We start from the raw sequence: 22,400 nt of genomic DNA, 5'->3' as shown, positions 1-22,400 counted from the left end.
GTTTTCGTTAGTGGGCCATCAGGCCGTAGCAGCTATCTCGGGCACGCCTGGGCGACCGTTGAGGACCCGGCGCGGCTTGAGGGTTAGCCCCCTGTTCGCGATCTGGGCGTAGAGCCAATCATCGCTATCCCGGAGGGTGTGCCACTCCGAGCGGCGACCGGAATATTTCCAAGGGTACGGTGGCAGTTCCTTGCGACCGTTGACCTCCAGAAGGCGAAGGAAGACGGCTGGATCGCCGGGCGCCGGACTGGGGCACAGCAGGGCCGCTTCTTTCTTGGCCCAGTTCGCGAGGTGCTGGCCCCTGCCCGGATCGGACAGGAAGGTCGTAAGGTGCCAGACGCCGACGGGGCTCAAGACAATCTGGTCCTCAGGATCGCCCGGTATCGCGGGGTCCGCCTCCTCCGCCACGACCATCTTTGCATAGGCCGGGAAACCTGCAGCATTGACTTGGTCCAATCCGAACTCGCTCAGCCCCAGGCCGTCGCCTACATCGCGCAGGCTGAACCATGGGACCCCTCGGACCATGAGAATCCGAATGGGGTGGCCTTTGTGGGCCAACGTCATGCACGGGCCGTAGATAGACACTTGCTCGCTCAACGCCCGTACTCCTCGGGCAGCGGGTCACTTGGGGCGACGTTGGCCCCGTAGACGCCGGAGGTCACCACTCCCGACTTGTGCAGGAGGTCTCCGAAGCTCTGGTCCCGCTGGGCTTGCTCGTTCAGCTCTCGCATGACTTGGTCGACGGAGTGGGCATCGGAAGCCGTCACGATTGCACCGATGCGGTCCTTGACGTCCTGCCGGTAGCGAGGGGCAGCGTGGGCCGACATATAATCCACCAGCTTGCCGAACGCCCCCCCGCATGGAAGTGGGGACCCCTCCCCCGCCCATTTCGTCCAGGCCTTGCCTACTGGCGCTCCGAGCGCTTCTGTCGACTGCCTGCCAGTTCAAGTGACCCTGGCTCTCGGCATCCAGCCGGTCTTGGAGCGCCTGGACGCCGCCAGTGTTGCCACCCATCTCACCGATCGCGCCTTGCTTGATGTCGTCCCCGAGCATCTGCCTGACGTGGTTGGCCGTGTCGCCGTTCGGGACCCTCGCGCCGTACTGAGAGGCCGCATCCGCCATAGCCGTACCCGCGCCAGTTGCCCAAGCCTCGCGGGCCTGTTCCGGCAGCGCCCTATGCTGGGCATTGACCTCATGGCCGGTGAGAGTCCCGACTTCTCCACCCTGCTCGAAGGCGTTGGTGTAGGTCATGTCGTCGCCATAGCGGCCTACGGCTTGGTCGTAAGCCGAGTTCTGGGAACGCAGGTGGCCCCGGAGGTCGTTCGCCCTCGCGTTGATATGTACCGAGCTGCCGTTATCCCGGACCCGACCCGTGAGCGGATTGAGGGTCCCAGCCGCCTCGCCAGCATCCCGCATGGCGCGGGTGACTTGGTCGTAGCCCTCGAAGGACAGGCCATCATCAACCGCTACATATCCACGCCCATCGGGGTGCGGGAAGTAAGGGAAGTTCGGCGGTAGGCCGTTCGGGTCGATGTTCGGCATGTCCCGGAAGCCCATGGCGTTCGGAACCTTCGGGAGCCCAGTGACTTCGTCGATCTGGTTTCGGACGTTGCGATAGGCTTGCGGCAGGGCGTCCCGAAACGCGGGGGTCTGCTCGATCGCCTGGATAGGCGCCGACCGATAGACGGGCTTCTGATACGCCTCTTGGTACAGAGGTGCCGCCGCCTGCTTGGCCGACCGCTGTTGCTGCTCCAAAAAGGCTATCGGGTCGTCGACCGTGGGCATCGTCTCGCGAATGTGCTGGCGAACACGGGTGGCCTCGGTCGCCTTCCGATCCGCTAGGACCCTCTTGACCATGTCCTGGCCGGTCGTCTGTCGTTGGCGTGCGGGAGCTGCACCACGGGATGCTCGGTTAGTCAGGCCCCGCATTGGTTCTGTGATGTCCCCCAGGACCGCAGGCACACCTTGAGCATTGCGGCGGGCAACCTCATCCCGGATGGCCGAAGGGCTGGCATCAATGCCGGACATATTACGACCGTTGACGATGCGACCCTGGCCCATCGTTCGGGCAGCCAACCTATTCGCTTGCTGGGCTCCGGCACTCAACACGGGCGGCTGAGGGCGCTTAGTTGCCGCCTGGATGATAGCACGCGGCACACGGGGAAGGTTCCGGGCGACATAGTCCACACCGGGGATGTACTCGCGGGCCGCTCTGCCGAGCCTTTGGGTCCCAGCGGCGGCGAAAGGCAGCACGCCACCCGTTCCGGCTCCATAAGCTCCAGAGGAACTCGCGTTGGTCGCACGGCGGCCCAAATCTAGACCTTCGCCTTCGCCCGCACCAGAGATGACACCGTAGGCCCCGCCCACCTTGGCACCCTGGAGAGCCTTGCGGCCCAGAGAGGCGCCTTCGAGCGCACGGCCAGCCGGAAGGACCAGCGATGCCGCCGTGCCTGCAGTGGCCGACGTCGCATGGGCGATCGGGTGGTTCTTCTTGTAGGCTGCCTGTCGCTCCAGGGTCCGCTGTTGAGCTTCGTTGAAGCCTTGGCTCCAGCCTCGCCCTGTGACGAATGAGCCTATGCCGCCCCCGATGCCTGCGATTTCGTCAGCCCAGTTGGGCGTGACGTTGTCGATGAGGTTATCTTTCCAGTCGTCGAGGGTGCTGGTGTTCTTGTTGGCCCAGTGCTTGCGGGCTGCCGCTGCCGCTGCCTGCGGGTCGTCGGTGGCGATGGCGACGAGGCTCCCATCGGGGAGACGGACTTGGATGGTTCCGCTCATGTTACCACCCCACCGTTCCGGTAGGCATTGAACCCGCACCTTTGAGCGATGCCGTGTCGAAGATGAATTCGATCGCATCGCCGGCCTTGAGCGTAGTGCCGGTGGGATAGATGAGACTTGGGAAGTATGACGAGATGTCATGACCCGTACCTCCGGCGCCCGGATCACCGCAGATGTCCCCCCCAGCCGTAGCCAAGATAATACTCGTACAGCTTCCGAACCGTGCCGCTACCGCTGACGATCATCAGCAGGGTGATCCAGTTGGACCCATTGAAGGGTATTCCGGGATAGCCAGAGAAGGCACCGTCGCCGTTGAAGTAGTAACCTCCGTTGCCAGCGAGATTCAGTGAGGGCGTAGGCGAGGCGAACGACGAGCCGTTGAGTGGTGTAGTGCTGTCGCAGAACCCGACATCGGTAGCGCCCCCTGAAACTGGAGCAGGACGCGCTGAGAACGCGAACTTACCATCCACGTTGCCGCGACCGACTGTGCAGCGAGACATGTCATAGCGATCTGCGCCAGCGTTCATCGTCATGATGAGGTTGCCGGCTGACAGGTTTACGCGGGGGCTTGTGTTCGCGGGGTCCAGCGTCGAGCTTGGGGGAGGCATCACGAATGCCGGCGCACGGCCCACGCCCATAAGCATCATATTGCTCATGACCTAGGCCTCGACGTGGTGCAATCCGCCTGAGACGATGGGGCGGTGGGAGCGTCGATCGGGCTTCCGTCAAGGTCGATCCAGAGAGCGCTGCGGCAGGTCTGGCATTCTGGTGGTGGCGATGGTGGGGCGTCAGAAGCCAAGGGGTCTGGACGCGACTGAGGGGCCGCAGAAGCGGCTTCGTTGGTGGTGTTCATGATGGTTCCTAGGAGTTGGGTGCCCGGAGGGACGCTAGCTAATCGTCAAGGGCGGTGAGGTGGACAACAGGCGCCCGAAGGCGGCCAATTAACCCGTCGATTTCGGTGGGGGGATTTAGCGATGCGGCAGGGCCGGTTGTGCTTAAGCCCGTACTAATAGGGGGGCAGGCCGGAGGCGCATGTTTGTCCTAAGGTTAGCACTAATGCCAACGCCCTGATATTACGTGGTTTTTCTTAGCCTTCTTTTCAGCGCCCATGGGGGCCTCTCATGGCTCGGGAAACAACCAGTGCGGGATGGGGAAACGGACGCGATTGCGGCCACCTGAAGGAGGCCTCTTGCACAGGAGCGGCCCCCCTTCGGCAGCGCGAGGCCAACCCCCGTTATCGCTGGAACCAGAAGGCGGCCAAAGGGGACCCAAGGCCGTGCGAAAACTCAGGGAAACCGGGGGTGACAGAGAGGTCCGAGGCAAAATCACAGCCGTCGCAGCGAAGCCCCAGGTTTTGAAACGCGCATTCTCCGATCCCCGGAGTAACATCAGACCGCCTGGAGGGGACCCGTAAACGACATAAGTCATTGTGAACATTGGATAGCGCCCAACACCCCTCCCCCTCGCCGATCGCCGCTGCCGCTCCACTCGATGCCGCTTGGACCCTACGCAGTCTCATGCCCGCTCACGTCGACATTGCGCCGACATTTGGCCGACCAAGTCCGGGTCATACCGCTCCGTCTCCGGGAGGCCAGGGTGGGCGACGGCGGGACGGGGTGCGTAAGCCGTCGCCCAAGCTTGGAGCATGGCCCAGGCCACTCAAGCCCCCCCATGCCTCGGTCGCACTCGAAACGACTGAGGACCTCCAGGCTAACCACAAGGGTCGGATCGACCAAGGCGGGGAATGATCCAGACCGGATGAATGGGGACGTTGACAGAGTCTTATAAAATCGCCTAACGAACGTCAGGCAAGTTTACAGGGACCTACAGGACCATGAAGGCTGTTCTCTATTTCCGCGTCTCCACCTCCTCCCAGGGTAGGTCCGGGCTCGGCCTTGAGGCCCAGAGGGAGGCCGTAGGAAAGTTCTGCCTGTCCAGGGGCTGTGAGGTCCTCGCGGAGTTCACTGAGGTCGAGAGCGGCAAGCGGGACGACAGGCCCGAGCTGGCGAAGGCGATGCACAGAGCCGAGGTGACCGGGTCCACGTTGATCATTGCGAAGCTGGACCGGCTCAGCCGTGATGCCGCGTTCCTCCTCCAGCTCCAGAAGAGCGGCGTCCGGTTCATGGCTGCCGACATGCCCGAGGCCTGCAATCTCACCGTGGGCATCTTGGCGCTTGTGGCGCAGCAGGAGCGTGAGGCCATCTCGGCGAGGACCAAAGCCGCCTTGGCCGCCGCTAAGGCCCGAGGACAGCGCTTGGGCAATCCCAACGGTGCCGCTCCTCTCCGCAAGGCCGCGAAGGGCAACCACGCTGCCGTGGGGGCCTTGAAAGAGGCCGCCGATCGCCACGCCTCCAAGCTCCGCTCGGTCGTCGAAGACATACAAGGCCGGGGTATCACCTCTCTGCAAGGCATCGCGTCCGAGCTGAATGAGCTGCGCATGGAGACCCCTCGCGGAGGCAAGTGGTATCCTACGTCCGTGCGGAACCTGTTGGCCCGCCTGGAGGCCTGAGGGGCCGATTTGGGCGCGGGAAATAATCGGGTAGCAAAATGAGTGTGTTATAATTATCACACAATGGCTTATCAAAGATACCTCAGGAAACCGCAGTGCCTTTGAGCGCTGTTGCTGTGCCCTGTAGGCGTGGTCTGAAAGGGACTAAGTCGGGCCTTCCGGGACCTCCAGAAGCCGACAGGTCCCCAAGGTCGCGCCCGGCCCATAGGAAAGCCAGAGGCGCCTTAGCCGGCGACAGGTGCAGTCGACAGGGGCCTCAAGGCGCCCTCAGGTGCCCGCAGGGGCTCCGTGGGGCTTGCTATCGGCCCCGAGGCTACCTATGCACCATGCACAACCCATTTGCACTCTGATGGCCGCTGGCCGCCAAGGAACCACGTGAAGATTCCTGACGTAGACATAGCCGCCCCTTCACAGACTGCCGGCGCATTCGACAACCTAGAGCGGTGGGCATGGCAGGACCCCAGGGCCGATAGCCCCGCGAGCCTCCCCCGGTCAGCGATCGAACATATTCCGGCGCTGTTCCAGCCTCGGTTTGAGGGGGTCATGTACGCCCCAGGCCGAAGCGAGGCGCATATCGCCAAGCTGTCCAGAGAGCCCAAGGCCGGGAGGCCTCTCGATCCCGTTACTGTCGTCGCGTTCGGTGACCGATGGGTCCTCGCGGATGGGCATCACCGTATCAAGGCCTATGAGCGGGCGGGCTGGTCGAAGGACATCCCGGTGCTTGTGGAGCACTCGGACCGGAGAGGACCCGACCGGATCGAATGGGCGATCGGGCTGAGCCTAGCCGAGAACAAGAAGGACCGCCTGCCGCTGGTGGAGGCCGACAAGTTGACCAGGGCGTGGCAGGCTGTAGCGCGAGCCGCGTCTGGATCGAAGGCCGAGTTGGCCGACCGCTTCGGAGTGAGCGAGCGGACGATCGCCAACATGCGGGAGCACCGGGGCAAGCTTGAGGGGGCCGGAAGGGACCTGGAGCACGTTGCTACCTGGGCACGCGCCAAAGCCGAGGTCCTGGGCCTAGAAAGCGATCGTGACTGGACGGGGGATTTCGATCGGGACGCTAAGACTAGGCGGGAGCTGGCGAAGAGACTGAAGCCCGTAATGGAGCTGGGGGCTAGGCCGCTGTTGGTCCTGGAGGCCTTGGAGGCCTATGACAGCCACCTGTTCGACGAGATGATAGAAGCCCGAGCCGCTCGCGAGCAATGGAATAGCCAGTTTGGCCCGGACGGTCCCGATGGTCCCGATGATGAGTTGGCCATCTGAAGCGGATACTCTGCGGCGACGATCAGTCCTTAGCAGGCGCTCGGCACAGTAAGTTCACATCGTCCCCCACTGTGATCAGCGCGACGGTCTCGTCCCGCACGGTAGTGATGAGCTGCCAACGCTTAAACATCGCGTCGCGTGCGCCCAAGAATGCGTCGCTGCGGTTGGTTGGCGTGTCGAGGTCGTGCCAGAAGGCTTCAAGCTGGCTAAATGCCCCGAAGCCCAAAGCGATCAAGGCGGCCTTGTCCCCCATAACGCGCAGAAGACCCGGAGCCCCCCTCCTCATCTTTGACCATGCTAGTTACATCAACCTCCAGGCGGACATCCGAGATGATCAGGCCAAGGTCGTCTTCGTGAAAACCGCTGCCGTCAAACATGTGAAGATTTTGACTTCCCCCCGAACGAGAGGTACCGCGCGTCATGGCCGTTTCCGAGCTTCCAAAACACAACCGAGAGCCGGCGCGTGGGCAGCCAAAGGGCGCCGGTCGGAACGTCCAGTATCGTACCTGACTTGATGGCATCGGCGGGAAGGAACATGGCGCAACTCCGTATTGATGGCTGTGTTCGGTCACGATGCCCGGTGTGTCCAGACGCTAGGCCGAGTGGTCCACGGGATTTGCATCTGTTTTGGACCTAGGCCCCCCGGAAGCCCTGAGCTAGTGAGGCCTGTCGCCCTCGGCGATACCCTCCGCAACGTCCTGGACCATCGCCGCCCAGGTGCAGAGGATTTTGCTCTCTTCCGGCTTGTCGTCGGCATCGACGGTCCCCACTAGTGAAAGCACGCTTGCATACCGCGCCATGTCCAAGGCTCCCTGACGCTGCAAGAGGGTCGTGAGGACGGTCAGCGCATTGCCGATCGCACTCACCAAGGGGTCGTTCATAAGCACAACCTTCCGCTGAATTGCTCCGAGCGATCCTACAGCGGGCGAAGTGGGCGCGGGAGGCCCGAATGGGTCCGAAGTGGTGGCCGTCTCCTCGGCTGGCGGCTTTCGCGGCTGGCGGGCGAGAGCTAGAACCAGCGCCCCGTGCGGTCATAGTGGACCAAGGCCGTCCCGACCAGGACCACCAGCATCCACAGGAACATGAGGTCGCCGCTGCCCCCGCTGGCGAAGATTACGACGATACCGGCGAACATCACCACGACCGACAGGCACCCCCCGCTTAGCCCGTCGGCCAAGTCGCTGACGTGACCATCCCCGATCGGTTCGGTAGGCTCCCAGTCGACGGGCCGGGGAGAAATCTCAACATCTTCCGGGGCCACCCCCATCTTGCTGGCCTTTCGCCTCTGGTAGCGGAGGGAGCCGCGCGTGCGAGGCGGGTTGCCCCGGTCCTTCAAAGACGCCTGTATGAAGACCCAGAGGATGACGCACGCGATAACAATGACGATATGCATGGCCGCCCCCGCCCAACGCAACCATAGTACGCCCTAGGAGCGGGAAAGAAAGCGTCGCGAAGCTCGGGGTCACCGACTAGGCACCCAAAGGTCGGAGGAGGAACTTGAGCGTTTGCCGCGCCCAGTGGTAATGTTCACCTGTAACCACGAAAGAGAGCGAATGAGCATCTTGGATTTCGTCAGCCGGGAACAGCTAAACGACCTCGACGAGGACCCGAAGGTCGCGTTCATGGAACTGATCACGATGGCCCAGAGGACCCTGGAGGAGCGGACGCAAAATCTCGATGAAGAGGAAGCGACTGAGTGGCGTCGGCTGGAAGCGATCAGATACTCGTTCATGAACGCCATGGTAGGGTCGGCCATGCGGCTCAAGGTAGAGCCGTTCGCGTCCCTCCCAATACCCCATCGCAATGAGTTCGACTATCACGAGTTCAAGCTCGATATAGATAATTTCGTTACGTCTACCGTTCTGGACACAGCGCTTCAGTCTAGGTCGGACACCGTTGAAATACTCCCGAAAACTAAGAATACGCTTCGCGGCTACATAAATGGCCTCCGCGAGTGCATCGAGAATGCCAACCTCACTGTTTCTAAGCGCGAGGCGTTGCTGAAACGGCTGGCGGCGCTCGAAGCCGAGCTAGATAAGCGCCGGGTCAACATGATGACCATTGCACGGGTCGTCTTTGAGATTTGGGCGGCGCCGGGAGCTGCCTGGGCTTCATATGAGGTTGCGAACAAGCTCCTGAGTAATCTCATGCATGGCGTCGCGGAGGCGAAGGAGGCCGAAAAAGGCCAGCTCCAACTGCCGGTGACCGAGGCTCTCAAAGCACTCTCAGCGCCCCGGCTGGAGATCCAGAGCAATGGCACATGGTTGACCAGTTCCAAGAGCGTCGGGTTTCCCCGTGACGACCTGGACGGCGATCTTCCATGATAAACAGCAATGCCGACCTGATCGCCAACCCCGAATACTTCATCGCTGCCGGGTCGGATACTGGCCTCCTTAGTTGTTGGACGTATCGCCGACCTTGGAGCCCAGCGCAGTTCATCGTCGCCGGCATCGACGGGCGGCATTTGGCATTCCTCGGCTAGGCCTGGATCGGCACGACAGCACCTGTCGAAAGGCTACGCGAAGACATGGCCTTTGAGCTTGCTCGATGGGTCCTAGGGGACCGTGCACCGAAAGCGTCCCCAGACCAACTCACGCTGTCCTTGTGAGCCGTGCGCTGGACAGCAGAAGGCACGCGCCAGCCGACGTGCATTCTTGAATGCCGCTCTCCGGCTCTACCCGGTTGGAGCCGCTCTACGCGGTTGAAGCGATAGCTTACCGGATGCCCGCGTCCGCTTCTGGTGGCGGACCTGCGGGGGGCGAACGCGACGCAGGGTGCGTCCGGTGCGCATCGAGCTTGAGCTGGGCCTCGCTGTGGTTATCGCCAACCGCCTAGTAGTGGCAGAGGACCGTCATCTCATCTTTCGACATGCTGATTTCGGGCGCTATCTTCGCGGCTATCAAACCCAGCCAACCGAAACGCGGATCATCCGCACCCTCTGCTAACAAGGGGATGTATTCCCCGGCGATCCAAGCAACGGTGTCGCCTGGCTTCAAAAGTTCACCTTTGGATGCCGTCTGAGCCAGCACGACGAAGCCCCCGTCTCGGGAAGCGACGCGGAGCATTGCGGTCTGGATGCCCTCAGCGTCCGCCTTTACCGGGACGCTACCGAAGCTTTCACCAGGGTCCAGGACCAACGCCGCTAAGCTCACCCCCCGCTCAAGGCGGGTCATCATGAACTTGCAATGGTACTCCAAGAACGCCTCACCAGTCTTGAATACCAACGCTCGCAGTGCGGGCTTCTGCTTCTGCTTGAATGGCCACATGACTGCCCCCTGCCTTAGGAAAATTTCCTAGTCCAAAATCTGAATGATCGAATCCCGCACGCTGAACATGCCACATACGAATAAAATCAGAGAGACCGTCGTCAGGCATATCGCGAGGCCATGAATAATGGTCTTGCCTGCCCGATAGTCATCCCGCCGTTCTTCGCGCCCCCATTGAGTGGCTACCGTCAGGTAGTGGGTCGCATAAGCTAAGACCATGGCAACGACTGCGGCCACGATACCCCAACCAAATGAGGTGATCGACATAGCAACATTAGCCACCTTATCGGCTCGAAGGGGCGGAGATTTCCCTATCAGATTACCGAGGAATGCGAGTAGCCCGATGGACGCGCCTCCGTGCAAAATGATTAGCGTCTTTAGGACCATATTGGACGCTTCTATGGCCTGTTCATTTACGCTGTTCGCGAAGTCATCAGACATGCTTGCCCCCTGTTCCGCCGGCCCAAGGTCCAATAGAGCCGCCCAAGGACAAACCCAGCAGCGGCAGCAATATTCGTCCGCGCATGTTTCACCCCCCTGGTAGCGGATGGTATCGTGAGGGGTGGCAGACAACAAGAACGGCAACCGTCCCGAAATTGGCCTCAGGAATCCACTGAGTACCAAAAGGACGCGATGGAACCCGGATTGCCGAAACTATCGCCAAGGCCCTCATTGGCCCCCTGAGGAGTACTGAGCGCCTTTTGGAGGCAAGGCTCACGAGGGGCCATCTCGGCTAACCGCCAAGTCGGGCCAATCCGTCACAGCAAGTCCCTTGCCAGACGCCGGCCATCGAATAGAGGAGCGCAGCAACGGAGGGCGAAATGCAACATTCAGAACGGGCTACCCCATTGCCGCCGGGTTGGCTTTCCTGGGCCGTTTCGATTGCGTGCGTCCTTGCAGTCCTTGACCTGCCCTACGGCTACTACCAATTCCTGCGGCTGATCGTCACCGGGTACTCAGCCTACATGGCCTACTTCTACTTCCGGGCGGGACGCGCGGCGCCGGGCTGGACGTTCGCCTTCCTCGCGCTGATCTACATCCCGTCTTCATCATTACGATGAGCAAAGGCGTCCACGCCATATTCAACTTCCTGGCTGCGGCTGCCGTTGTCGTGGAGCGCTTCAGGCGAAGAGAGCGCGGACAACCTGAGCGAGAGACCCTGCCGGTCGTCGATCGATCGCTTCAGATGCCTCCGGACAATGGCGATGGCGAGCACCGAGAGTTCGCAGGATACATGGCAATCCAGATAGCCAAAGTCGGCACCGTTATCGTGCTCGTTGCCATCATCGCTGGCGCAGTGGGCGAAGCGTTCGGAAAGTAGCTTTCGCTGCCCGTCACGGCGATAGGTCGGATCGGAGACCTCCAGGATGCGCCTGGACCACGCTACCCGTTGTCCCAAGGGCTGCTGGCATCAACTGGTCCCGGCAGAGGCGGCACATCGCTCCCGCAGAACCGACATTTTTTCGCCTCCGGTCGGATGATTTCTGCGCACTGAGGGCATTTCCGTCCCCCACCACTTTGAAGCGTTTGCTTTTCGAGTGCACGGTGGTCCGTACTCATCACCAACGCGATGAGAAGTCCGATCGGGCCGAGCAAGAACCCCAGAGCGAACCCGGCGCAACCACTGCGCCCCTTGTTTGACAGGACAACCGCACCCGCGACCCCCATCAGGACCCATATGATTACGAAGATTTCCATGTGCCCACGCCCCCCGCGCATCTATTCGCACACCATCGAGCATTTGGACAAGCGCGGAGGCGGGTTAGTTCGCCCACAGGAGGCGAGAGCCGGCCTTGGGACCTCAAGCGTCACTGGCGAGCCTGTATTCCAGGCTAAAGGTCCAAGCCGCGCCGCTCGGCCTCCGCAAGATACGCATCGTGGGCAGTCCGCCCCGTCCGCTCCGGTCCCTTCCGCACAGCCTCAAGCAGCTCTCGGTCACTCATGGCCTTGAGCTGGTCTTCGAAGGTGTCCGCCCACTCGATCATCTCCGGTTCTCCCGGCAACTGACGGTTCCCCAATGTACGCCACCTATGGCCCCACCGAAAGCGGCGACGACATTCCAGTTGCCGCCTCCCCATCTACAATTCTCGCAATATCCTGGCGTAGTTGCCGCCCCTTGGCCGTCAGGAACTGACGAGAAATGGTGGAGTTCAGCGGGTCACGACGCACCTCTATCAGCCCGTTGCCAGGGTCTCCGTTGCGATCGACCTGCCCCATGTCCAACAAGAGCCTTGAAACCGTAGATGGACTGGCATCCACGGCACTGGCGATTTCTCGTATGCTCTGCCCTTCCTTCAGTGCAACCTTGAGGAAGACGGACGCCTTCAGTGCGGACATCCTCCGGGTCATCGCGGCCTGCATGCACGCCACTATGTGCGTAGCACGGCGCGAATATTCCAGCTCAGCTTCCAACACCGCACTTTCCCCTAACAATGAAACTACCGCTCTAATCGGGCCCTGTCGCACCTCCCGCAAGCCATGCGTACATTTGGCAACAAGAGAGGTCTTGTGTCCCGCATCTGCTGATGATCGGCCCGCCCGGCGCGGGCAAGTCGCTGCTGGCAAGCTGCCTGCCCGGCATCCTGCCCGAATTGACCCCGGCCGACGCGCTCGAATCCTCCATGGTCGCCTCGGTCGCGGGCACGCTGGTCGATGGCCGCATCAGTCGCGCACGGCCCTACCGCGCGCCGCACCATTCGGCCTCGATGGCGGCGTTGACCGGCGGCGGGCTCAAAGTCCGGCCCGGCGAAGTCAGCCTCGCGCATCTGGGCGTGCTGTTCCTCGACGAACTGCCCGAATTCCAGCGGGCCGTACTCGATTCGCTGCGCCAGCCGCTCGAGACCGGCGAGGTCACCGTGGCGCGGGCCAATGCCCACGTCACCTTCCCCGCGCGGGTCCAGCTGATCGCGGCGATGAACCCCTGCCGCTGCGGCCATCTCGGCGATCCGGCGCTAGGCTGCAGCCGCGCGCCGCGCTGCGCCGCCGACTACCAGAGCAAGGTCTCCGGCCCGATGCTCGACCGCATCGACCTCCACGTCGAAGTGGACCCCGTCAGCGCCGCCGATCTTGCGCTGCCGCCGCCCAGCGAGGGATCGGCGCAAGTGGCGGCCCGGGTAGCCGCCGCCCGCGCGCTCCAGACCGCACGATACGACGCCACCGGCGCACGCACCAATGCCGAGCTCGACGGCGCAGCGCTCGAACGGTTCGCCACGCCCGACGATGCCGGCCGAAAGCTCCTGCTCCAGGCCGCCGACGCGATGCGGCTATCGGCGCGCGGCTATACCCGCATGCTGCGCGTCGCACGGACCGTGGCGGATCTGGCGGGCACGGAAACGGTGGGGCGCATCCACGTGGCCGAGGCGCTCAGCTACCGACGGCAAGCGCCCCGGGCATGATCAGGAGGGTTTGCCCGCGCCTCTGCGAACACGCAGCAACCATGCCAAGCTGAACACAAAAGAGATCGCCCAGGGCAACGTGATCCAGTCGATCCAGTCGACCGACGACATCCACGGCGATCCCGCCTCCATGTAGGCGAGCACCGCAACAAGGCAGAGAAAACTGAAACCGGCCAGCACCGCGGCAGCCTTCGCCTGATAGAGGCGATCCGCCTTTTGGGTCTTGGCAAAAGCCGTCAGGACCAGACCCAAGGCAGAGATGATCGCGAATACGAGCATTGAGAAAGCGATCGCTGCAGCGAGCAGCAGGCCGTCAAATCGTATCGCGATATCGCTCATCCAGGCCTAGTCGCGGCTTTGGAACTGGACGCGGCCGAACAATTCCTGAAGCGTCGACGCCATCCAGGCATCGTCAACTTGCTGAAAATCGGCCGACAGCGGGGGTCCCTCCGACAACCTGTAGGGACTTCGCTCGATCTCGCCAGCCTGAACCATCGGCCGGCCGCCATTCAGGGAAATGGTGATCGCCACGACGCGGCTGTTGTGCACCTTCAGGACGAAGCGCTTGGCTTCGCTGGTGGAACCTTCGTCGGCCAGCGCGAATTCGGAGCGCTCCTCCAATGCGGCGTGAGCAAGCTCCACCAATCGGGCCAGCATCGGCCCTTCGTTCTTTGCCCACTGCAGCCGACCGAACTCGGCGCGGTCTATGGCTTGTGAGAGCCGATCGCATTCTAGATCGAGGCTGCTGTGCGACACATCTTTTCCTTGGGTTCGTGCAGCGATCGGCCGAGGATCGCGCTGCGCGTTCCCTAGCACCTATTCCCTAAGGATCTTGCGGCGTGTTCTACCGCGCCAAGCCGCTGAACAGTTGCTTGAGCCCGACCGCCCCGCCCTTGGCCTCGGCGCGCTTGTAAGCGTCGCGCCGGCGCATGCGCTCCAAGTGCGCCTGCATGTTCGGCCAGTTGCCGATCTGGCCGAGGCCTTCGAGCAGTTCCTCGAGGAAGGCGAGCTGGATGTCGGCCGCGGTGAACTGGCTGTGGACGATCGTCTCCACGCCTTCGAGCGCCGTTTCGATCTGGCCGAGCGCCGCGGCGGCCATCTGTTCGACCATCGTTCGGGTGGCATCGTCGGCCGGCCCCATGGCGAGACGGATGAACTGCAGCGTCGGGCCTTTGGCCGAGCCTTCGATATAGGTCAGCCACTGAAAGAAGCGCATTGCGTCGGCCGTGCCCGGCGCGGGGCGCAAACGGCCTTCGCCGTAGGTTTCGAGCAGGTAGAGCAGCACGCCGGTCGATTCGACCATGGCAATGCCATTGTCCTCGATCGTCGGTGACTTGGCTGCGGGATGGATCGCCCGCAGGCTGTCGGGCGAACGGCCGTTGGCCTCGCGCCGGTGCTGCACCAACTCGTAGGACAGGCCGAGCTCCTCCATCAGCCAGAGCACGACGTGAGAATGCGAATTGGAGAGGTGGTGGACGGTGACCATGGATCGCTCCTGCGCTACTTGAACGGCATCTAGCCGATCGCGTTCAGCGCAGGAATGACCGTGCGGGCAAACCGTCCCCGCGATCGAGGTCTTAGTGCTTGTCGGGCGCGGTTTCCTCGTGGATGCGCGCCTTGGCCTTGGTCGCGCCTTCCTCGATCTTGTCGCCGGCCGTGTCCGCAGCCTTCTCTGCAGCAGCTGCGGCCTTGTCGGCTGCCGCGCTGATCGCCGTGGCGCCCTGATCGGCCGCTTTGCCCGCCGCCTGGGCGGCATCCCCGACGGCGTTGCTCGCTGCCGCTCCGGCATCGGTCGCAGCCGAGTCGACGGTCTTGTCGGCGTTCTCCTGCGTCTGCTGCGAGCAGGCGGCCAGAGCCAGGCCCGCGCTCAGCGACAGAGCGATAATCCAGGTCTTTCGCATGGGTTCTCCCTCCATTTGCGTGAAACTCATAATGAGCGGCACGCGCTAAGGTTCCTTTTGCACGTTCGCGTCAGATGGCGTCCTTGGCAATCATGTCGGCCGCCTTCTCGCCGATCATGATCGCCGGCGCATTGGTGTTCGCCGCGGGCATGATCGGCATGATCGAGGCATCGGCGACGCGCAGACCGGCAATGCCGCGCACGCGCAGCCGCGGATCGACCACCGACCCGGCATCGCCACCCATCCGGCAGGTGCCGACCGGATGGTAGCCGATGCCGCTTTCGTTGCGGATGCGCTGCTCCCACTCCGCGTCGGTCATCGGCAGCGGCTCGGGCGTGAAACGGCCCACGGTAACCTGCGACAGCGCCGGCGTCTTGAAGATCTCCTGCACCTGCTTGGCGCCGCTGATCATCGCAGCCATGTCTTCGGGGTGGCCGATCAGGCGGTGGTCGATCACCGGCTTGTCGGCAGCATTGGTGCTCTTGAGGCGGATCTCGCCGCGGCTTTTGGGCTTGGCGACGTTACAATAGACGGTGACGCCCGGCAGGTGGTGCGGCTTGCGCTTGGCCATGTCGTAGCACATCAGCCCGAACGACAGCTTGACGTCGGGGAAGTCCAGATCGGGCTTCGAACGCAGATAGGCCATCGCCTCGACCGGGATGATCGTCATCAACCCGTCCTTGAGCAGGACATAGCGCAGGAACTCGCGCGCCAGGGTCAGCGGCTTCATCATCTGGTTGTAGGTGCGGCCGGTGACCTGGAAGGTCGAATGGAAGCTCGCGTGCTCCTGCAGGTTCTGGCCGACCTCGGGCGCATCGACCTTCACTTCGATACCGAGCGACTTCAGGTGGTCGGCCGGACCGATGCCCGAGCGCATCAGCACCGCGGGCGAGCAGACCGCTCCGGCGCTGACGATTACCTCGCGCCGCGCGGCGATCGTCTTGACCTCGCCGCTCTGGCTGTACTGCACACCCACAGCGCGACCATTTTCGATCAGCACCTTGTCGACCAGTGCGCCGGTGACGACGGTGAGGTTCGGCCGCAGCATCGCCTCTTCCAGGAAGGCCCGCGCCGTGCTCGAACGCTGGCCGTCTGCCTGCGTGGTGAGCATCAGGAAGGCGCCGTCGACGTCGCCCGCGCAATAGTCCTCGACCCGGCGCAGGCCATATTCCTCGCAGCCGTCGACAAAGACCTTGGCCAGCGGATGCTGCATTTTCGGCTTGCTGACGCCGAGCGGGCCCATCGCCGAATGAGTCTGGTCCGGCTCTCCCGTGAAGCCTTCGGACTTCTTGAAGTAGGGCAGCACGTCGTTCCAGCCCCAGCCGGTGCAGCCCAGTTCCTGCTGCCACTCGTCGTAGTCGGACTTGTCACCGCGGATATAGATCATGCCGTTGATCGACGAGCCGCCGCCAAGCAACTTGCCCGCATTCCACGGCACCCGCCGGCCGTTGAGCGAGGGGTCGGGCTCGGTCAGGTGCTGCCAGTCGTTCTCGCCGAACATCATCTTCATGCCGCCCGCGGGCATCCGGTTCATGAAGCCGTCCGCGCTGCCGCCCGCTTCGAGCAGCACGACGCGCATGGCCGGATTTTCCGAAAGCCGGTTGGCCAGCACGCAGCCCGCGCTGCCGCCGCCCGCAATCACGTAGTCCGCGGTATCGTCCATTATTCCCCCCCTTAGCCCGCCGCGCGCAGCGCCGGGATGACCTCTCTCGCGAACAGCTTGCCGGCTTCACCCCATTCGGGCGGATAGAAGCCCGGCCCCACCACGACAAGCCGCTCGAGCCCGACTTTGCGCAGTGCGAGCAGCCTCTCGGTGCAATGATCGGGCGAACCGACGATGGCGAAGCGTTTGACGAAGTCCGGCGTCAGGCTGCTGCCGATCAGCCGTTCCTGCGAATCGTGCACGCCGTGCTTGCGCATGTCGTAGCCGGTTTTGATCGCGTCCATGTTCTCGGCCATGGCAGCGTCTGCCGGACCGACGGTCTTGCCCTGGATTACTTGAAAGCGCGCGAGCGGCGGTGCCATGTGCATCGCGACTTCCATCGCCGTTTCCGGGTCGGGATGGCAGACGACGACGAGCTGCGCGCCATAGGACCGCGGCGTCGGCTCGGCTTCGCGCGCTACGCCCAGCGCCCATTCCATCCGCTCGATCTCGGCGCCGACGCTGAAGGTGATGCGCTCGGCGATCCGCGCGGCCATGGCGATCACCTTGGGGCCGGTCGCGGCGACGTCGAGCGGGACCTTGGGCAGGCCTTTGGCCGACCCCTGCGAGAGCCAGCGCAGCCTAACGCCCTCGGGCCGGGCACCGAGCGAGAGCCCTTCGTGCGACGGCGCCGCGCCAGTGGTCGAGCCGCTATCGGCGAAGGGCACTTCCTCGCCGCTCAGCAGCGCCTGCAGCGTTTCCAGCGACTTCTCGAACCAGGCGAGCTTCACCGGTGCATAGCCGAGGTAGGCCAGCGCCGAATCGCCGCGGCCGATGCCCATGACCGCGCGACCCTGCGAAATCGCCTGGATCGTCGCGATTGACGCGGCCGAGACGGCGAGGTTGCGGGTGAAGGGATTTGTCACCCCGGGCGAGAGCTTGAGCCGATCGGTCCAGGCCGCCCAGGCGCCCATCTGCGCATAGGGATCGGCCGAGAGCGACTGCGAGTCCATGAACATCTGGCCGTCCCAGCCCTCGGCCTCAACGCCGCGCGCCAGTTCAGGCGTCGCGCCCGTGTTCGATCCGCCTGCGCGCCAGATTTCAAGCATCGCCATCTCTCCAATTTCTGCTGCCAATGCAGCCGGTTGCGCACGCAGAGTCAAACCCTGTCACGCGCATGCCATTGTCCCGTCCCGATCGATCGCTAGACTGCGGCTAGGGGGCAACTGCGCGTGGACGATCGGCAAGAACTCGACTGGCAGAGACAGGCCGGAACGCGGCGACCGGTCACGATCGGCGCGCCCGATGCCCATGAGCCAGCGTCATCGCACAAAGCCTGGAGCGGACGATCGTGGCTATTGCTGGCCATGGCCATCGCTGCGCTGTTCACCCTCGAGGCGGCCTTGTCGAGCACGGCTCTGATCACGCCGATCAACCGGTTCTTCCTCGACGCCATGCGCGGGCTCGGCGCGCTAGTGGGGCTGGCCTGCGGCATTATCGTCGCCGTTAGCGACCGCGAGATCGGCAAGTTCCGCAAGATCGTGACGGTGCTGTTCCTGCCGTTCATGATCGGCTTCCTGTTCGACGGGCTGGCCTGGCGAATGGCGGACTGGTGGGAATTCGGGTTGTCGTCGGCGCCGTTCAGCCCGGCGAGCTACCGGATCAAGTCGGTCGACCACGGCCGCAAGGGTAGCCGCGATTCCATCGAGATCGATCCCTATGCCACGGGCGAAGCAACCCATATCCCCGTGCCGCCCGAGCAATACCGCGCGCTGTTCGGCCAGGCGAGCGACTATTGCGTGACCGTGCAGCAGCGCACGTCGGCCTCGGGCGCGATCGAGATCCGCACCGATGGCGAGTTCACCCTGCAACGGCCGGCGCCGATCGCGCTGGAACGCTGCGCCGCGCCTGCGGTCAATCCCTGGCGGCTCGAAACGCCTGCCCGCTAACCTGCTCCGGGATCAATCGTCGAAATCGAGCTGGCGCAGCACTTCGGCGATTACCCGGGGATCGCTGGGGAAACGCAGGTGGTTGCAGCGCACCGCGATAGCGCGGTCGCGCTCGCCGGGCCAGCCGCAGGCCGAGCGCGGCGCGACGACGCCGTCGCGCGGGCTCCACAAGGCTATCGTCGGCACCGGGGGCTTGGTGCTTTCGCACTCGATCGGCGGCTCGTCGACCGGATGACCGGTAATGAGCTGATAGGCGCGCCAGGCGTTGTTGGCGCGGCGGTCGCCCGAAAACGGCGTGCCCATGGTAATGACGCAGCGCACCGAATCCGGTTGGCGATGTGCGATCTCGCGCGCAAACAGGCCGCCGAGGCTCCAGCCGACGAGCGCCACGGGCTCGCCATGCAGCCGCGCCATGGCGCCCACACGGCGCATCAGGAAAACGAAGTTGTCCTGCGTCGGGCCGAGGTTGAAGCCGAGCCCCCAGTCGTCGGCGGTGTGGCCCGCCGCCTCGAGCGCGAGCTGCATCCGCCGCATCCGGCCCGGGTGGGCGCCGAAGCCGGGCAGCAGCATCACCGGTTGCGGGTCGCGCGCGACGTGGCGGTCGAGCTTGGCCGGGCGATGCCGGGCGGCCAGCGCGCCGAGTTCACCGAGCAGCAGCTTGAGCGGCGGTCCACTCACCCCGTCGGGACGCGGCTGGCGCGCCAGCGCGGTGCGCCGGGCCAGTTCCTTGCGTGCTCCGAGGAGATTTCCGATCATGGTCGTCGTGGACATCCGGCCCGGTTACCAGTCCTTTCCTTACACCGGCTGAACGATGGGCACGGACTGCGCGTTCACTTGTTCTCGGTCCCGTTGCAGGCGCCCGTGCGGCGCGCCGAAATAGACATCGACACCGACATGGGCATTCCCGGCTGCATTTCACCCTGCGACGTGACGTGCATGTCGTACTGATCGGTGCTGTAGTTGCCGGCCATGGTCATCTTGACCTCGGTATTGCGCTCCTTGCAGACCATCGCCGCGTCGATCTTGCCGTCGGCCATGACGAAGTGCTCATACTTGCAGTTTTCCGCCCCCTTCTGGAAGAAGCTGCCGTTGGGCTTGTTGGCTTCTTCGGGTGTGAGGCAGCTGGCGAAGGTCTGCGAAACGTTCATCTGCTTGTTCATCGCCTCCTTCGCCTGCGGCGGCATGTTGGGGATGTCCATTTTCTCGAACTTCATGCTGGCTTCCCAGCGGCCAGGCGCCGGCTTGAGATTAGCGGCTTCCACCTTCTTGGCGACCGATTCCACGCTCTCGTCCTTGGCGACGACTGCCTCCTTCTTGCAGGCGGCGAGCGAAACGGCGGCAAGGACGGCGGCGGTAGCAAGCGCGGCGGCGCGGAACGAGGTCATACGGATCTTCTCCCTGGGTCGATCGAAAAGGTAACAGGCAGGTGCAGCGCTGCCAAAGTGTTTCGTCGAAAGTATATCGCTGCCAAGCCCTTGCATTGGTCCCGCCTGGAACAGGCACGCGGCTCGACCGTTTTCCCCGCAGCAACGAAACCCGCGGACACCGTAAGGCGAGCCGCCCCTAGAGAGGAATTTCCACCATGCTGGCTGGCATCGCCGTCGTCCTTATCGTCCTCTGGCTGCTGGGGGCCTTCGCCTTCAAGGTGACCGGCGCGCTGATCCACCTGCTGCTGGTTTTCGCGGTGATCGCGCTCATCGCGCATTTTGCCCGCCGCGCCAGAGCCTAGGCTGCAATCAGCAACGCCGATTAGACGCCGACGAAGACGTCCTCGCCCTCGACCCGCACGGGATAGACGGCGAGGTCGCTCTTTGCCTTCATGCTCAGAAACAGCAGCTTGGGATCGCGCTCGATCACGCCGGTAGCGAGGTCGAACTTGGCCTTGTGCAGCGGGCAGACCACTGCCGCCCCGTCGAGCGATCCGCGGCAGAGGTTGAAGCCGAGGTGCGGGCACTTGTGCTGCGCCGCGTAAAAGGCGCCTCCGACGCGCGCCAGCAGCAGCTTTCGCCCGCCTGCCTCGATCGGCACGATCCGACCTTCGGCGACATCGCCCGTTCCGGCTACCCGCACATAGTCCATGGCAAGTTCCTCCGTTGCTATTCCGACGTGTCCAAGCCGGCGGTCAGCAAGGCCGCGTCGCGGCCATCCCATTGGGGATCGGCGTCGAGCCGCGCGAGCACTCTCTGCGCCGCTTCCGCCAGTCCGCCACCATGCGGATTGTAGGCGACCGGTCCTAAGCTGCGTCGGGCTTCCGCGACCTCGTGGTGCCGAATCTGCTCCATCGCCAGGGTCATGCGCAAGCCGAGATCGAACGGCGCGAGTTGGGCGGCGCGTGACAGGCCCTGAAGTGCCAGCGGTGTCGGTTCCTTCCCCTGCTCGACGAAACTACGGTAATAGTAGATCAGCGGCAGCGGATGATCGCTTTCACGGTGATTGAGCGCGACGAAGACCGCGCGCGCCTTCGCATAGGCCGCGGCTTCGTCAGGCGCGTGGGCTGCCATCCGAAACATCGCATAGCCTTTCTGGACATAGGCGTTCACCTGCGACGGATCCTTGGCAAGCGCGGCGTCGGCAGCGGCGATCGCTTCCTTGTCGTTGCCGGCATCGTACTCGGCCTCGGCCAGCGCCGCCTGCACCGCCGGATCGTCGGGGAAACGGGCGGCGACCGCGCGCGCCTCGACGAGCAGCGCCTTGGCCTGTTCATCATCGACGCCGCGGCGCGAGCGGATCTGCACTGGCATCATCGCCGCCTCGCCCGGGCTCAAGCGCCGGACATCGATCGGCCCGACCGTGAGCATCGAGGCGGGGAGTTTGAGCATCATCATGCGTGAGCGGTTGAGATAGCTGTCGAGCTCGCGCTCGAGCTGGTCGAAATCGCCGAACGCCGTCAGACCCGCCTCGCGCGCACTCTTGCCCTGGGCCAGCAGTTGCAGATAGTGCGTCATCTGCCCCGCGCGCGCCTGGTTGAACGTCAGGTAATGGAACAGCAGCCAACTCTTGCCGTAAAACGCGTCATAGCCCGCGCGCGGTTTGGCGCTCGCGGCGGGCGGATCGAGCAGGTCGGCCACCTTCACATCGCGCGCGAAACCGGGGATGAGCAATTCGGCCGCTCGGTGCAAAGCCGGCTTGCCGACATCCACGCCTCCGTCGGACCGAAAACTGGCCGACGCGAAGAACTCCGCCCCGCCTTCCGAATACCAGCGCTGCATCGGGAAGGTGCTCGCCGAGATCATGTAGTGATGGGCATATTCATGCAGCAACGCGATCATCGAGTATTCGAGGTCGCCGCTGCCCGTCGTCACCCGCGGCACGATCGCCAGCGATCCGCCGGCGCGCGGCAGATAGAACGCGCCGATATATTTGCTGCCCTCGCCGTAGAGCTTGCGGACCTCCGCCTCGCCGTTGACGACATAGACCGTCACCCGATTGGACGGGCTCGGCGGGGCAAGCTGGACGCTGACCAGCGAGGCCATTGCCGCGTGATAGCGTTCGAGCTGATCGGAAATCTTGCGGATATCGGCCTGGCTGTCGTTGGCATAGACCACGAAATGCACGCTCGAAGCCTGCAGCCATTCGGCTTTCGCCGTGCCCGGGACCAGCGCAAGCAATGCCAGCCAGAATGCCAGACGCATTCGTCCCTTCCCCCTATTTTGCTCCCGCTGAAAGTCTTAGCTCAAGCAGGCGGCCGTGCAACCCGATCCAT

General features: G+C 63.7%; 27 protein-coding genes and 1 pseudogene. 8 read left to right on the top strand and 20 right to left on the bottom strand.

The window, feature by feature from the left end:
- Window positions 1-18: 18 nt before the first annotated feature.
- The 3 genes from KRR38_RS25115 to KRR38_RS25105 form a co-directional block, all read right to left on the bottom strand.
- Window positions 19-525, bottom strand: coding sequence for a hypothetical protein (locus KRR38_RS25115; RefSeq protein WP_217406170.1), 507 nt, complete (start codon window positions 523-525; stop codon window positions 19-21).
- A 96-nt stretch (window positions 526-621) separates the two neighbouring features.
- Window positions 622-2,775, bottom strand: coding sequence for a hypothetical protein (locus KRR38_RS25110; protein ID WP_217406169.1), 2,154 nt, complete (start codon window positions 2,773-2,775; stop codon window positions 622-624).
- Window positions 2,776-2,939: 164 nt separating this feature from the next.
- Entirely contained in the window at window positions 2,940-3,431 is a 492-nt protein-coding gene (locus KRR38_RS25105; protein ID WP_217406168.1) for a hypothetical protein, read from the bottom strand.
- Window positions 3,432-4,609: 1,178 nt separating this feature from the next.
- On the opposite strand from KRR38_RS25105, the gene KRR38_RS25100 reads away from it, so the two are divergent.
- Window positions 4,610-5,284 carry a recombinase family protein gene (locus KRR38_RS25100; RefSeq protein ID WP_217406167.1) on the top strand — a complete coding sequence of 225 codons (675 nt, stop codon included), beginning with the start codon at window positions 4,610-4,612 and terminating at the stop codon, window positions 5,282-5,284.
- A 375-nt stretch (window positions 5,285-5,659) separates the two neighbouring features.
- Complete coding sequence (locus KRR38_RS25095; RefSeq protein WP_217406166.1) at window positions 5,660-6,544, top strand: ParB/RepB/Spo0J family partition protein; 885 nt, start codon at window positions 5,660-5,662, stop codon at window positions 6,542-6,544.
- Between the two features lie 22 nt (window positions 6,545-6,566).
- Here the strand turns inward: KRR38_RS25095 and KRR38_RS25090 are convergent, their stop codons facing one another.
- From KRR38_RS25090 to KRR38_RS25080, 3 genes are all read right to left on the bottom strand, one after another.
- A complete protein-coding gene (locus KRR38_RS25090; RefSeq protein ID WP_217406165.1) occupies window positions 6,567-6,779 on the bottom strand; it encodes a hypothetical protein in 213 nt (70 codons plus the stop codon).
- Between the two features lie 421 nt (window positions 6,780-7,200).
- Window positions 7,201-7,344 carry a hypothetical protein gene (locus KRR38_RS25085; RefSeq protein WP_217406164.1) on the bottom strand — a complete coding sequence of 48 codons (144 nt, stop codon included), beginning with the start codon at window positions 7,342-7,344 and terminating at the stop codon, window positions 7,201-7,203.
- Window positions 7,345-7,553: 209 nt separating this feature from the next.
- Entirely contained in the window at window positions 7,554-7,811 is a 258-nt protein-coding gene (locus KRR38_RS25080) for a hypothetical protein (RefSeq protein WP_217406163.1), read from the bottom strand.
- 286 nt (window positions 7,812-8,097) lie between these two features.
- Between KRR38_RS25080 and KRR38_RS25075 the strand changes: the two genes are divergently transcribed.
- Both KRR38_RS25075 and KRR38_RS37495 read left to right on the top strand, forming a co-directional pair.
- On the top strand, window positions 8,098-8,868 hold the full coding sequence (locus KRR38_RS25075; protein ID WP_217406162.1) for a hypothetical protein: 771 nt from the start codon (window positions 8,098-8,100) through the stop codon (window positions 8,866-8,868).
- Between the two features lie 164 nt (window positions 8,869-9,032).
- Complete coding sequence (locus KRR38_RS37495; RefSeq protein WP_309141205.1) at window positions 9,033-9,152, top strand: DUF6771 family protein; 120 nt, start codon at window positions 9,033-9,035, stop codon at window positions 9,150-9,152.
- 223 nt (window positions 9,153-9,375) lie between these two features.
- Here the strand turns inward: KRR38_RS37495 and KRR38_RS25070 are convergent, their stop codons facing one another.
- Both KRR38_RS25070 and KRR38_RS25065 read right to left on the bottom strand, forming a co-directional pair.
- The gene (locus KRR38_RS25070) at window positions 9,376-9,810 is read right to left on the bottom strand and encodes a hypothetical protein (protein ID WP_217406161.1); all 435 of its coding nucleotides are present in this window, start codon (window positions 9,808-9,810) and stop codon (window positions 9,376-9,378) included.
- Window positions 9,811-9,837: 27 nt separating this feature from the next.
- Complete coding sequence (locus tag KRR38_RS25065) at window positions 9,838-10,251, bottom strand: hypothetical protein (RefSeq protein WP_217406160.1); 414 nt, start codon at window positions 10,249-10,251, stop codon at window positions 9,838-9,840.
- 380 nt (window positions 10,252-10,631) lie between these two features.
- On the opposite strand from KRR38_RS25065, the gene KRR38_RS25060 reads away from it, so the two are divergent.
- A complete protein-coding gene (locus KRR38_RS25060; RefSeq protein ID WP_217406159.1) occupies window positions 10,632-10,871 on the top strand; it encodes a DUF6804 family protein in 240 nt (79 codons plus the stop codon).
- On the opposite strand, the gene KRR38_RS25055 is transcribed toward KRR38_RS25060, so the two are convergent.
- Window positions 10,844-11,209 carry a hypothetical protein gene (locus KRR38_RS25055; protein WP_217406158.1) on the bottom strand — a complete coding sequence of 122 codons (366 nt, stop codon included), beginning with the start codon at window positions 11,207-11,209 and terminating at the stop codon, window positions 10,844-10,846. The two genes, KRR38_RS25060 and KRR38_RS25055, sit on opposite strands and share 28 nt — an antisense overlap.
- A 629-nt stretch (window positions 11,210-11,838) precedes the next feature.
- On the bottom strand, window positions 11,839-12,147 hold the full coding sequence (locus tag KRR38_RS25050) for a MarR family winged helix-turn-helix transcriptional regulator (protein WP_217406157.1): 309 nt from the start codon (window positions 12,145-12,147) through the stop codon (window positions 11,839-11,841).
- A gap of 179 nt (window positions 12,148-12,326) precedes the next feature.
- On the opposite strand from KRR38_RS25050, the pseudogene KRR38_RS25045 reads away from it, so the two are divergent.
- Window positions 12,327-13,205: pseudogene (locus KRR38_RS25045) on the top strand (YifB family Mg chelatase-like AAA ATPase); the annotation flags it as partial.
- Here KRR38_RS25045 and KRR38_RS25040 read toward each other — a convergent pair.
- The 6 genes from KRR38_RS25040 to KRR38_RS25015 form a co-directional block, all read right to left on the bottom strand.
- On the bottom strand, window positions 13,206-13,544 hold the full coding sequence (locus KRR38_RS25040) for a hypothetical protein (protein WP_217406156.1): 339 nt from the start codon (window positions 13,542-13,544) through the stop codon (window positions 13,206-13,208). It abuts the pseudogene before it with no gap.
- 6 nt (window positions 13,545-13,550) lie between these two features.
- The gene (locus tag KRR38_RS25035; RefSeq protein WP_217406155.1) at window positions 13,551-13,862 is read right to left on the bottom strand and encodes a hypothetical protein; all 312 of its coding nucleotides are present in this window, start codon (window positions 13,860-13,862) and stop codon (window positions 13,551-13,553) included.
- 187 nt (window positions 13,863-14,049) lie between these two features.
- Window positions 14,050-14,691 carry a glutathione S-transferase family protein gene (locus KRR38_RS25030; protein ID WP_217406154.1) on the bottom strand — a complete coding sequence of 214 codons (642 nt, stop codon included), beginning with the start codon at window positions 14,689-14,691 and terminating at the stop codon, window positions 14,050-14,052.
- A gap of 91 nt (window positions 14,692-14,782) precedes the next feature.
- A complete protein-coding gene (locus KRR38_RS25025; RefSeq protein ID WP_217406153.1) occupies window positions 14,783-15,106 on the bottom strand; it encodes a hypothetical protein in 324 nt (107 codons plus the stop codon).
- Window positions 15,107-15,176: 70 nt separating this feature from the next.
- On the bottom strand, window positions 15,177-16,769 hold the full coding sequence (locus KRR38_RS25020; protein ID WP_217406152.1) for a GMC family oxidoreductase: 1,593 nt from the start codon (window positions 16,767-16,769) through the stop codon (window positions 15,177-15,179).
- 11 nt (window positions 16,770-16,780) lie between these two features.
- The gene (locus KRR38_RS25015; RefSeq protein ID WP_217406151.1) at window positions 16,781-17,857 is read right to left on the bottom strand and encodes an LLM class flavin-dependent oxidoreductase; all 1,077 of its coding nucleotides are present in this window, start codon (window positions 17,855-17,857) and stop codon (window positions 16,781-16,783) included.
- A 123-nt stretch (window positions 17,858-17,980) separates the two neighbouring features.
- Between KRR38_RS25015 and KRR38_RS25010 the strand changes: the two genes are divergently transcribed.
- A complete protein-coding gene (locus tag KRR38_RS25010) occupies window positions 17,981-18,697 on the top strand; it encodes a hypothetical protein (RefSeq protein ID WP_217406150.1) in 717 nt (238 codons plus the stop codon).
- Between the two features lie 12 nt (window positions 18,698-18,709).
- Here the strand turns inward: KRR38_RS25010 and KRR38_RS25005 are convergent, their stop codons facing one another.
- Together KRR38_RS25005 and KRR38_RS25000 are read right to left on the bottom strand one after the other, a co-directional pair.
- Window positions 18,710-19,453, bottom strand: a complete 744-nt coding sequence (locus tag KRR38_RS25005) for a triacylglycerol lipase (protein ID WP_217406149.1) — start codon at window positions 19,451-19,453, stop codon at window positions 18,710-18,712.
- Between the two features lie 74 nt (window positions 19,454-19,527).
- Complete coding sequence (locus tag KRR38_RS25000) at window positions 19,528-20,082, bottom strand: DUF3617 domain-containing protein (protein ID WP_217406148.1); 555 nt, start codon at window positions 20,080-20,082, stop codon at window positions 19,528-19,530.
- Between the two features lie 197 nt (window positions 20,083-20,279).
- Between KRR38_RS25000 and KRR38_RS24995 the strand changes: the two genes are divergently transcribed.
- Window positions 20,280-20,426, top strand: a complete 147-nt coding sequence (locus KRR38_RS24995; protein WP_217406147.1) for a lmo0937 family membrane protein — start codon at window positions 20,280-20,282, stop codon at window positions 20,424-20,426.
- Window positions 20,427-20,446: 20 nt separating this feature from the next.
- Here KRR38_RS24995 and KRR38_RS24990 read toward each other — a convergent pair whose 3' ends face one another.
- Complete coding sequence (locus KRR38_RS24990; protein WP_217406146.1) at window positions 20,447-20,776, bottom strand: Rieske 2Fe-2S domain-containing protein; 330 nt, start codon at window positions 20,774-20,776, stop codon at window positions 20,447-20,449.
- Between the two features lie 17 nt (window positions 20,777-20,793).
- Window positions 20,794-22,329, bottom strand: a complete 1,536-nt coding sequence (locus tag KRR38_RS24985; protein WP_217406145.1) for a hypothetical protein — start codon at window positions 22,327-22,329, stop codon at window positions 20,794-20,796.
- Window positions 22,330-22,400 lie beyond the last annotated feature (71 nt).

The sequence above is a fragment of the Novosphingobium sp. G106 genome, from assembly GCF_019075875.1.
GTDB lineage: Bacteria > Pseudomonadota > Alphaproteobacteria > Sphingomonadales > Sphingomonadaceae > Novosphingobium.
The sequence above is the reverse complement of the archived record's forward strand: the minus strand, read 5'-3'. Positions and strand labels throughout refer to the sequence as shown.

Bases quoted from the DNA above. Each gene is read 5' to 3' on its own strand.
- KRR38_RS25115 (WP_217406170.1), bottom strand. From the start codon at position 525: ATGGTCCGAGGGGTCCCATGGTTCAGCCTGCGCGATGTAGGCGACGGC.
- KRR38_RS25110 (WP_217406169.1), bottom strand. From the start codon at position 2,775: ATGAGCGGAACCATCCAAGTCCGTCTCCCCGATGGGAGCCTCGTCGCC.
- KRR38_RS25105 (WP_217406168.1), bottom strand. From the start codon at position 3,431: ATGAGCAATATGATGCTTATGGGCGTGGGCCGTGCGCCGGCATTCGTG.
- KRR38_RS25100 (WP_217406167.1), top strand. From the start codon at position 4,610: ATGAAGGCTGTTCTCTATTTCCGCGTCTCCACCTCCTCCCAGGGTAGG.
- KRR38_RS25085 (WP_217406164.1), bottom strand. From the start codon at position 7,344: ATGGCGCGGTATGCAAGCGTGCTTTCACTAGTGGGGACCGTCGATGCC.
- KRR38_RS25080 (WP_217406163.1), bottom strand. From the start codon at position 7,811: ATGGGGGTGGCCCCGGAAGATGTTGAGATTTCTCCCCGGCCCGTCGAC.
- KRR38_RS25075 (WP_217406162.1), top strand. From the start codon at position 8,098: ATGAGCATCTTGGATTTCGTCAGCCGGGAACAGCTAAACGACCTCGAC.
- KRR38_RS25070 (WP_217406161.1), bottom strand. From the start codon at position 9,810: ATGTGGCCATTCAAGCAGAAGCAGAAGCCCGCACTGCGAGCGTTGGTA.
- KRR38_RS25065 (WP_217406160.1), bottom strand. From the start codon at position 10,251: ATGTCTGATGACTTCGCGAACAGCGTAAATGAACAGGCCATAGAAGCG.
- KRR38_RS25060 (WP_217406159.1), top strand. From the start codon at position 10,632: ATGCAACATTCAGAACGGGCTACCCCATTGCCGCCGGGTTGGCTTTCC.
- KRR38_RS25050 (WP_217406157.1), bottom strand. From the start codon at position 12,147: ATGTCCGCACTGAAGGCGTCCGTCTTCCTCAAGGTTGCACTGAAGGAA.
- KRR38_RS25040 (WP_217406156.1), bottom strand. From the start codon at position 13,544: ATGAGCGATATCGCGATACGATTTGACGGCCTGCTGCTCGCTGCAGCG.
- KRR38_RS25035 (WP_217406155.1), bottom strand. From the start codon at position 13,862: ATGCTGGCCCGATTGGTGGAGCTTGCTCACGCCGCATTGGAGGAGCGC.
- KRR38_RS25030 (WP_217406154.1), bottom strand. From the start codon at position 14,691: ATGGTCACCGTCCACCACCTCTCCAATTCGCATTCTCACGTCGTGCTC.
- KRR38_RS25025 (WP_217406153.1), bottom strand. From the start codon at position 15,106: ATGCGAAAGACCTGGATTATCGCTCTGTCGCTGAGCGCGGGCCTGGCT.
- KRR38_RS25020 (WP_217406152.1), bottom strand. From the start codon at position 16,769: ATGGACGATACCGCGGACTACGTGATTGCGGGCGGCGGCAGCGCGGGC.
- KRR38_RS25015 (WP_217406151.1), bottom strand. From the start codon at position 17,857: ATGCTTGAAATCTGGCGCGCAGGCGGATCGAACACGGGCGCGACGCCT.
- KRR38_RS25005 (WP_217406149.1), bottom strand. From the start codon at position 19,453: ATGATCGGAAATCTCCTCGGAGCACGCAAGGAACTGGCCCGGCGCACC.
- KRR38_RS25000 (WP_217406148.1), bottom strand. From the start codon at position 20,082: ATGACCTCGTTCCGCGCCGCCGCGCTTGCTACCGCCGCCGTCCTTGCC.
- KRR38_RS24995 (WP_217406147.1), top strand. From the start codon at position 20,280: ATGCTGGCTGGCATCGCCGTCGTCCTTATCGTCCTCTGGCTGCTGGGG.
- KRR38_RS24990 (WP_217406146.1), bottom strand. From the start codon at position 20,776: ATGGACTATGTGCGGGTAGCCGGAACGGGCGATGTCGCCGAAGGTCGG.
- KRR38_RS24985 (WP_217406145.1), bottom strand. From the start codon at position 22,329: ATGCGTCTGGCATTCTGGCTGGCATTGCTTGCGCTGGTCCCGGGCACG.